The organism is Pseudomonas sp. (assembly GCF_037994325.1).
Classification (GTDB): Bacteria; Pseudomonadota; Gammaproteobacteria; order Pseudomonadales; family Pseudomonadaceae; genus Aquipseudomonas.
This window is the reverse complement of record NZ_JBBNAH010000024.1, coordinates 1-3,935: the sequence shown is the minus strand read 5'-3', so window position 1 is coordinate 3,935 and position 3,935 is coordinate 1. Positions and strand designations below refer to the sequence as shown.

Here is a 3,935-nt window from a genome sequence, read left to right as displayed (position 1 = left end):
AGTAAATGTTCTCCGCCTTGAGGCAGTTGGCCGAACGAACGGTCAGTTCCAAATCATCAACCGGACGAAGCAGGATCGGATCGATCTCGTCTTCCTGTTCGATAACCACTGGTTCACTGTCGCCTTTGAGGTCGACGAACGCAGCCAACTGCTGTTGCAGAATGGTTGCAGCGCGGCGGATAGCCTCTTCAGGATCCAGGGTACCGTTGGTTTCGAGGTCGATAACCAGCTTGTCAAGGTTAGTACGCTGCTCAACACGGGCGTTTTCAACGACGTACGCAACACGGCGTACGGGGCTGAAAGAGGAGTCCAGCTGCAAGCGACCGATGCTGCGGCTTTCGTCCTCATCACTCTGACGCGAGTCAGCAGGCTCATAGCCGCGACCACGAGCCACAGTGAGCTTCATGTTCAGTGCGCCGTTAGAAGCCAGGTTGGCAATAACGTGGTCACCATTGACGATCTCGACATCATGATCCAGCTGAATATCGGCAGCGGTAACTACGCCCGAGCCCTTCTTCGCCAGTGTCAGAGTCACTTCGTCACGACCGTGCAACTTAATAGCCAGACCTTTCAGGTTGAGCAGGATTTCAATTACGTCTTCCTGTACACCTTCGATGGCGCTGTACTCATGGAGTACACCGTCAATCTCGGCCTCGACTACTGCACAGCCAGGCATTGAGGACAACAAAATGCGACGTAGCGCGTTGCCCAAAGTGTGGCCAAAACCACGCTCGAGAGGCTCGAGAGTGATCTTAGCGCGGGTCGGACTGACCACCTGCACATCGATATGGCGGGGGGTCAGGAACTCATTTACCGAAATCTGCATGGATGCACCTATTTTCTAGCCCTTACTTGGAGTAGAGCTCGACAATCAGGCTTTCGTTGATGTCGGCGGAGAGGTCACTGCGAGCTGGAACGCTTTTGAAAACGCCCGATTTCTTCTCAGTGTCAACTTCGACCCACTCAACGCGGCCACGCTGGGCACACAGCTCAAGAGCTTGAACAATGCGCAGCTGATTCTTCGATTTCTCGCGAACTGCAACAACGTCACCAGCACGAACCTGGTAAGACGGAATATTTACAGTTTTACCGTTGATGCTGATCGCTTTATGCGAAACCAGCTGACGGGACTCAGCACGGGTAGCGCCGAAGCCCATACGGTATACAACGTTATCCAGACGGCATTCGAGCAGTTGCAGCAGGTTCTCACCAGTAGCGCCTTTCTTGCCGGCAGCTTCTTTGTAGTAACCGCTGAATTGACGCTCAAGCACGCCATAGATACGACGGACCTTCTGCTTTTCACGCAGTTGGGTGCCGTAATCGGATTGGCGACCACGGCGCTGACCGTGGATACCAGGGGCTGCTTCGATATTGCACTTCGATTCCAGGGCGCGAACGCCGCTTTTCAGGAACAGGTCAGCGCCTTCACGACGCGCCAGTTTGCATTTCGGACCAATGTAACGAGCCATTATCTATCGTCTCCTGATTACACGCGGCGCTTCTTCGGCGGACGGCACCCGTTATGCGGGATTGGCGTCACGTCGGTGATGCTGGCGATCTTGTAACCGCAGCCGTTCAAAGCACGGACAGCGGACTCACGACCTGGACCTGGGCCCTTGACGTTAACGTCGAGGTTTTTCAGGCCGTATTCCAGCGCAGCTTGACCAGCACGCTCGGCCGCTACTTGGGCGGCGAACGGAGTGGACTTGCGTGAACCGCGGAAACCCGAACCACCAGAGGTAGCCCAGGACAGGGCGTTACCTTGACGATCGGTAATGGTCACAATGGTATTGTTAAAAGACGCGTGGATGTGGGCGATGCCATCAACCACTGTCTTTTTGACTTTTTTACGAGGACGAGCAGCAGGTTTTGCCATGACTAGATTCCTGTCGATTCGCGTATGCGATTACTTGCGGATCGGCTTACGCGGACCCTTACGGGTACGTGCGTTGGTCTTGGTACGCTGACCGCGAACCGGAAGGCCGCGACGGTGACGCAGGCCACGGTAGCAACCCAGGTCCATCAAGCGCTTGATTTTCATGTTGACTTCACGGCGCAGGTCACCTTCGGTGTTTACCTTTGCCACTTCGCCACGCAGAAGTTCAATCTGCTCATCGCTCAGATCTTTAATCTTTGCCGCCGGGTTAACCCCGGTGGTTGCGCAAATTTTCTGCGCAGTTGTGCGACCAACACCGAAGATGTAGGTCAGCGAGATAACAGTATGCTTGTTATCTGGAATGTTAACGCCTGCAATACGGGCCATTCAGTGGGACTCCAATTGACAGCTACCTACGCCCCGGAAGCCAAGAAATAGGGCGCGAGATAATATCGCTGTAATAACAAATAATCAACCCGGTAGCGCACTAGCTACCGGGCTTGAAGCACAATCACACTCAGCCTTGGCGCTGTTTGTGACGCGGTTCCGCGCTGCAAATTACTCGAACAACACCTTCGCGGCGAATAATCTTGCAGTTACGGCACAGCTTTTTCACCGATGCACGAACTTTCATCACCAACTCCTCGAACCTTATGGGTACTCAGCGCAACATGCCGCTGCCGTAACCCTTCAGGTTGGCTTTCTTCATCAGGGATTCGTACTGGTGCGAAACGAGGTGCGATTGTACTTGGGACATGAAGTCCATCACAACCACGACCACGATCAGCAACGAGGTCCCGCCAAGGTAGAACGGAACGTTTGCTGCAACCACCAGGAACTGGGGCAACAGGCAGACGGCCGTCATGTAAAGAGCACCGAACATGGTCAAGCGAGTCAGAACGCCATCAATGTAGCGCGCAGACTGCTCACCTGGACGGATGCCCGGAATAAAGGCACCGGACTTCTTCAGGTTTTCCGCTACGTCTTTCGGATTGAACATCAACGCCGTATAGAAGAAGCAGAAGAAAATAATCCCTGCACTAAACAGCAGAATATTCAACGGCTGACCAGGAGCGATCGACTGCGAGATGTCCTGCAACCAGCCCATACCTTCAGACTGACCGAACCAGGCACCCAACGAAGCCGGGAACAGCAAAATGCTGCTCGCGAAAATAGCCGGAATAACACCGGCCATGTTCACCTTCAGCGGCAAGTGGCTGGTCTGCGCAGCGAAGACCTTGCGGCCCTGCTGACGCTTGGCGTAGTGAACAGCAATACGACGCTGACCACGCTCAATGAACACCACGAAACCGATAATCGCTACTGCCAGCAAACCGATGGCAACCAGGGCGAAGATGTTGATATCACCCTGACGTGCAGACTCGAAAGACTGCCCGATCGCTCTCGGAAGACCGGCGACGATACCTGCGAAGATCAACATCGAGATACCGTTGCCTACACCACGCTCAGTAATCTGCTCACCCAGCCACATCATGAACATCGCGCCAGCCACAAACGTGGAGACCGCGACGAAATGGAAGCCAAAGTCACCAGTGAACGCAACGCCCTGCCCCGCCAGGCCAATGGACATGCCAATGGCCTGAACGAGAGCGAGGACGACGGTGCCGTAGCGGGTGTACTGGCTGATCTTGCGACGGCCAGCTTCACCTTCCTTCTTCAACTGCTCCAGCTGCGGGCTGACGGCGGTCATCAATTGCATGATGATCGATGCCGAAATGTACGGCATGATCCCCAGTGCAAAGATGCTCATCCGTTCCAGCGCGCCGCCGGAAAACATGTTGAACAAGCTAAGAATGGTCCCCTCATTCTGTCGAAACAGGTCCGCGAGTCGGTCCGGGTTGATACCTGGAACCGGGATGTGTGCGCCTATTCGGTAGACGATAATCGCCAGGAACAGAAAACGCAGACGAGCCCAGAGTTCAGACATACCGCCTTTGCCGAGCGCAGAGAGAGCACCTTGCTTAGCCATTTATTCCTCGAACTTGCCGCCAGCTGCTTCGATAGCCGCACGCGCACCTTTGGTGGCGCCGATTCCCTT

The 3,935-nt window shown here is 54.8% G+C and carries 6 protein-coding genes; all 6 read right to left on the bottom strand.

What is annotated here, in order from left to right; translation table 11 throughout:
- Positions 1–826 (bottom strand): DNA-directed RNA polymerase subunit alpha (rpoA, locus tag AAAB16_RS00800; RefSeq protein WP_340661614.1); only part of this gene is annotated, 826 nt, incomplete at its 3' end.
- A gap of 22 nt (positions 827–848) precedes the next feature.
- A complete protein-coding gene (gene rpsD, locus AAAB16_RS00795) occupies positions 849–1,469 on the bottom strand; it encodes a 30S ribosomal protein S4 (protein WP_340661613.1) in 621 nt (206 codons plus the stop codon).
- 17 nt (positions 1,470–1,486) lie between these two features.
- Positions 1,487–1,876: a 30S ribosomal protein S11 gene (rpsK, locus tag AAAB16_RS00790; RefSeq protein WP_002555466.1), complete on the bottom strand. Its 390-nt coding sequence runs from the start codon at positions 1,874–1,876 to the stop codon at positions 1,487–1,489.
- 30 nt (positions 1,877–1,906) lie between these two features.
- On the bottom strand, positions 1,907–2,263 hold the full coding sequence (gene rpsM, locus AAAB16_RS00785; protein WP_108096520.1) for a 30S ribosomal protein S13: 357 nt from the start codon (positions 2,261–2,263) through the stop codon (positions 1,907–1,909).
- 130 nt (positions 2,264–2,393) lie between these two features.
- On the bottom strand, positions 2,394–2,510 hold the full coding sequence (gene rpmJ, locus AAAB16_RS00780; protein ID WP_002555468.1) for a 50S ribosomal protein L36: 117 nt from the start codon (positions 2,508–2,510) through the stop codon (positions 2,394–2,396).
- 27 nt (positions 2,511–2,537) lie between these two features.
- Positions 2,538–3,866, bottom strand: a complete 1,329-nt coding sequence (gene secY, locus AAAB16_RS00775) for a preprotein translocase subunit SecY (RefSeq protein ID WP_340661612.1) — start codon at positions 3,864–3,866, stop codon at positions 2,538–2,540.
- Between the last annotated feature and the right edge of the window lie 69 nt (positions 3,867–3,935).

What these genes read in the sequence shown, in the direction of transcription:
- rpsD (WP_340661613.1), bottom strand. Translation starts at nt 1,469, where the DNA reads ATGGCTCGTTACATTGGTCCGAAATGCAAACTGGCGCGTCGTGAAGGC.
- rpsK (WP_002555466.1), bottom strand. Translation starts at nt 1,876, where the DNA reads ATGGCAAAACCTGCTGCTCGTCCTCGTAAAAAAGTCAAAAAGACAGTG.
- rpsM (WP_108096520.1), bottom strand. Translation starts at nt 2,263, where the DNA reads ATGGCCCGTATTGCAGGCGTTAACATTCCAGATAACAAGCATACTGTT.
- rpmJ (WP_002555468.1), bottom strand. Translation starts at nt 2,510, where the DNA reads ATGAAAGTTCGTGCATCGGTGAAAAAGCTGTGCCGTAACTGCAAGATT.
- secY (WP_340661612.1), bottom strand. Translation starts at nt 3,866, where the DNA reads ATGGCTAAGCAAGGTGCTCTCTCTGCGCTCGGCAAAGGCGGTATGTCT.